Below are 4,538 nucleotides of genomic sequence, written 5' to 3'. Positions count from 1 at the left end.
CCACGGCCGCGTCCGGCCGGGCCGCGGTCAGGCCGGACGCGGTGAGCCGCCCGTACAGCTGGGCGGCCACCTCGCGAGCACGGTCCGCGCGCTCCGGTTCCCGCTGAAGCAGGCGCAGGCTCGCCAGCGCCGCGCCGGCGGCGGCCGGGGCCAGTCCGGTGTCGAAGATGAAGGTGCGCGCCGTGTTGACCAGATGCCTGATCACCCGGGCCGGGCCGAGCACGGCCCCGCCCTGGCTGCCCAGGGACTTCGAGAGGGTCAGGGTGGCGACCACGTAGGGCGCCCCCGCGAGCCCGGCGGCGTGCAGCGCGCCGCGGCCGCCCTCTCCCAGCACGCCCAGCCCGTGGGCGTCGTCGACGACCAGGGCGGCGCCCTCGTCCCGGCAGGCGGCGGCGTACTCGGCCAGCGGGGCGGCGTCCCCGTCCACGGAGAACACCGAGTCGCTGACCAGCAGAGCCCGGCCCTCGTGCGCGGCGAGCGTCTTGCGGGCGGTGTCCGGGTCGGCGTGCGGGACCACGGCGGTCTCGGCGCGCGAGAGCCGGCAGCCGTCGACGATCGAAGCATGGTTCCCGGCGTCGGACACGACCAGCGTGCCCCGGCCGCTGAGCGCGGTGACCGCGGCGAGATTGGCCGCGTAGCCGGAGGACAGGACGAGCGCGGCCTCGAAACCGCAGAAGGCGGCGAGCTCCCGCTCCAGTTCGGTGTGCAGCTCGGTGGTACCGGTCACGAGCCGCGAACCGGTGGCTCCGGCGCCCCAGGTCGCGGCCGCCTCCTGCGCCCCGCGGACGGTCCCGGGGTGCAGGGACAGGCCGAGGTAGTCATTGCTCGCGAGGTCCAGCAGCGGGGACACGGACGGCCGGGGGCGCAGCGTGCGGACGAGGCCGGCCTCCTCCCGCGCGCGCTCCGCGTCATCGATCCACGCGAAGACGTCCACCGGGTCGGGAGTGAGCTGGGGCATCGGCACGTCCTCGTGTTTTGTCGGCAGTCCACAGACCTGCCCCGACCCTAGCTCGCGTGACCACTGCGCCAGGTGTGGTGATACACACACACCCATCCGGCCATGTTGTGCGATCTCTCCTTGGCCGGGAGCGGGGGTGTGGGACAGGATCGGGTCCATGGACCTGCTGAACACCCTGGTGGACAAGGGGCTGCGGCGCGAGCTGCCGACCCGCGAAGAAGCGCTCGCCGTACTGGCGACTTCTGACGACGAACTGCTCGACGTGGTGGCCGCGGCCGGCAAGGTGCGCCGCCAGTGGTTCGGGCGTCGCGTCAAGCTGAACTACCTGGTCAACCTGAAGTCGGGCCTGTGCCCCGAGGACTGCTCCTACTGTTCCCAGCGCCTGGGTTCGACGGCCGGGATCCTCAAATACACCTGGCTGAAGCCCGAAGAGGCGTCCCAGGCCGCCGCGGCCGGCGTCGCGGGCGGCGCGAAGCGGGTCTGCCTGGTCGCGAGCGGCCGCGGGCCGACGGACCGGGACGTGGACCGCGTCGGCAAGACGATCGCGGCGATCAAGGAACAGAACGAGGGGGTCGAGGTCTGCGCGTGCCTCGGTCTGCTCTCGGACGGCCAGGCGGAACGGCTGCGGGACGCGGGCGCGGACGCCTACAACCACAACCTCAACACCTCCGAGGCGACGTACGGGCAGATCACCAAGACCCACACCTACGCGGACCGCGTCGACACCGTGCAGAAGGCGCACGGCGCCGGTCTGTCCGCGTGCTCCGGTCTGATCGCGGGCATGGGCGAGAGCGACGAGGACCTCGTCGACGTCGTCTTCTCGCTGCGCGAGCTGGACGCGGACTCGGTGCCGGTCAACTTCCTGATCCCGTTCGAGGGCACCCCGCTCGCCAAGGAGTGGAACCTCACGCCCCAGCGCTGCCTGCGCATCCTGGCGATGGCGCGCTTCGTCTGCCCCGACGTCGAGGTCCGTCTCGCCGGCGGGCGCGAGGTGCACCTGCGCTCGATGCAGCCGCTGGCCCTGAACATCGTCAACTCGATCTTCCTCGGCGACTACCTGACCAGCGAGGGCCAGGCCGGTCAGGCCGACCTCGACATGATCGCGGACGCCGGCTTCGAGGTGGAGGGCGCCGGTACGTCGACCCTTCCCGCGCACCGCTCCGATGTCGCGGCAGCCGCCACCGGCGGGGGCTGCGGTTCGAACGGCGGCGCCTCTCTGTGCGGTACGGGCGCGTCCGCCGAAGGCGACGAAGCCGCGGGCTGCGGCTCGGCGTGCGGCGGCTGCTCCGGCCACGCGCCGGCGGACCGGACGCCCGCACCGGTCCAGGCCGAGGCCGGCGAGGTCCGCCCGGAGCTGGTGGCGGTCCGCCGACGCGGTGCGGGGACGGACGTCGCCCCCAATGCCTGATCAGCGTGCACCGCTGTCCGCCGGCGCGGAACTGCTCGCGCTGGACCGGCAGCACGTCTGGCACCCGTACGGCCCGATGCCCGGGCGGCAGGAGCCGCTGATCATCGCCTCCGCCTCGGGGGTGCGACTGCGGCTCGCCGACCCGTCCCAGGGACACGGTCACGAAGAGCTGGTCGACGGCATGTCCTCGTGGTGGTCGGCGATCCACGGCTACAACCATCCGGTGCTCAACGAGGCCGCCACCGCCCAGCTGGGCCGGATGTCGCATGTCATGTTCGGCGGGCTCACCCATGAGCCCGCCGTCCGGCTCGCCGCCAAGCTCGTCGAGATCACCCCGCTGGGGCTGGAGCACGTCTTCCTCTCCGACTCGGGCTCGGTGTCCGTCGAGGTGGCGGTCAAGATGTGCCTCCAGTACTGGCGTTCGCTGGGCCGGACGGGCAAGACCCGGCTGCTGACCTGGCGCGGCGGCTACCACGGGGACACCTGGCAGCCGATGGCCGTATGCGATCCCGACGGCGGGATGCACGAGCTGTGGCAGGGTCACCTGCCGCGGCAGGTCTTCGCGGACGCGCCGCCCGCCGGTTTCGACACGCCCGTGGACCCGGCGTACGCCGACCACCTGCGCGCCACGATCTCCGGGCACGCGGACGAGCTGGCCGCGGTCATCGTGGAGCCGGTGGTGCAGGGTGCGGGCGGTATGCGCTTCCACCACCCGGGCTACCTGCGGGTGCTGCGCGAGCTCTGCGACGAGTACGGGGTCCTGCTGATACTGGACGAGATCGCCACGGGCTTCGGCCGTACGGGCGCGCTCTTCGCTGCCGACCACGCGGGGATCACCCCGGATGTGATGTGTCTGGGCAAGTCCCTGACCGGTGGTTACCTCACGCTGGCGGCGACCTTGTGCACGGAGCGGGTGGCGAGCGGCATCTCGCAGGGCGAGGTGCCGGTGCTTGCGCACGGGCCGACCTTCATGGGCAACCCGCTGGCCACGGCCGTGGCCCTGGCCTCCGTCGAGCTGCTGCTCGGCCAGGACTGGGCGACCGAGGTCAAGCGGATCGAGGAGGGGCTGCGCGAGGGCCTGTCGGCAGCGTCGGACATCCCCGGGGTGAAGGACGTACGCGTCCTGGGCGCCATCGGCGTCGTCCAGCTCGACCACGAGATCGACGTGGCGGCGGCCACCCGGGCGGCGGTGCGCGAGGGCGTGTGGGTACGCCCGTTCCGGGACCTCGTCTATGTCATGCCGCCGTTCGTGACCGGTGACGAGGACGTGGCCCGTATCTGCCGTGCGGTGTGCGCGGCGGCGCAGGAAGGCTGAGATGTCCGTACTGATGGTGTCCGGCACGGGCACCGAGATCGGCAAGACGGTGGTCACCTCGGCGATCGCGGCGGCCGCGGTGGCCGCCGGCCGCTCGGTGGCCGTCCTCAAGCCCGCGCAGACGGGTGTCGGGCCGCAGGAGCCGGGGGATGCCGCGGAGGCGGTCCGGCTGGCCGGACCCTCCGTCACGGCGGTGGAACTGGCCCGCTATCCGGAGCCCTTGGCCCCGGACACGGCGGCCCGCCGTTCGGGGCTGGCGACGCTCGCCCCGGCGCAGATCGCGGAGGCCGCGGAACGGCTGTCGCAGGACCATGACCTGGTCCTCGTGGAGGGCGCGGGCGGACTGCTCGTCCGCTTCGACGAGGCGGGCAACACGCTGGCCGACGCGGCCCGCCTGCTCGGCGCGCCGACGCTGCTCGTGGCCCAGGCGGGTCTTGGCACGCTCAACTCCACCACCCTCACGGCGGAGGCCCTGCGGGCCCGGGACCTGACCGCGCTGGGTGTGGTGGTCGGCAGCTGGCCGCAGAGCCCTGACCTGGCGGCCCGCTGCAACCTGGCGGACCTCACGAAGTCCTCGGGCCTGCCGCTGCTGGGCGCGGTCCCGGAGGGATCGGGAACCCTCGCGCCGGACCGTTTCCGCGCGGCGGCCCCGTCCTGGCTCGCTCCGCTCCTGGCGGGCACCTGGTCGGCGGAATCCTTCCTGTCCACCTGGTCCCCGCCGCCCTTCACCCCCGCCGACGCCGACCCCGGCCCGGCCGGCACCCCCTCCAGCCCGGCCGGCGCCCACTCCAGCCCACCCGGCACCCCCTCCAGCCCGGCCGGCGCCCACTCCAGCCCACCCGGCAGCCCCTCCAGCC

The 4,538-nt window shown here is 73.5% G+C and carries 3 protein-coding genes and 1 pseudogene; 3 read left to right on the top strand and 1 reads right to left on the bottom strand.

Annotated elements, in window-relative coordinates; all coding sequences use genetic code 11:
• Positions 1 to 958, bottom strand: a 958-nt coding sequence (locus ACWGIU_RS30530) for an aminotransferase class I/II-fold pyridoxal phosphate-dependent enzyme (protein ID WP_453711209.1), incomplete at its 3' end; no start/stop codon positions are given.
• 157 nt (positions 959 to 1,115) lie between these two features.
• Here ACWGIU_RS30530 and bioB point away from each other — a divergent pair.
• The 3 genes and pseudogenes from bioB to bioD all read left to right on the top strand — a co-directional run.
• Positions 1,116 to 2,366: a biotin synthase BioB gene (gene bioB, locus ACWGIU_RS30525; protein WP_453711207.1), complete on the top strand. Its 1,251-nt coding sequence runs from the start codon at positions 1,116 to 1,118 to the stop codon at positions 2,364 to 2,366.
• A complete protein-coding gene (locus ACWGIU_RS30520; protein ID WP_453711205.1) occupies positions 2,359 to 3,681 on the top strand; it encodes an adenosylmethionine--8-amino-7-oxononanoate transaminase in 1,323 nt (440 codons plus the stop codon). The genes bioB and ACWGIU_RS30520 overlap by 8 nt, the downstream gene beginning before the upstream one ends.
• A 1-nt stretch (position 3,682) precedes the next feature.
• A pseudogene (gene bioD / locus ACWGIU_RS30515) lies at positions 3,683 to 4,393 on the top strand (dethiobiotin synthase); the annotation flags it as partial.
• Between the last annotated feature and the right edge of the window lie 145 nt (positions 4,394 to 4,538).

It is taken from the genome of Streptomyces sp. NPDC054840 (genome assembly GCF_053611065.1).
Note: the sequence above shows the minus strand (reverse complement) of the source record. Positions and strands in the feature narration are given on the sequence as shown.

What these genes read in the sequence shown, in the direction of transcription:
- bioB (WP_453711207.1), top strand. Translation starts at nt 1,116, where the DNA reads ATGGACCTGCTGAACACCCTGGTGGACAAGGGGCTGCGGCGCGAGCTG.
- ACWGIU_RS30520 (WP_453711205.1), top strand. Translation starts at nt 2,359, where the DNA reads ATGCCTGATCAGCGTGCACCGCTGTCCGCCGGCGCGGAACTGCTCGCG.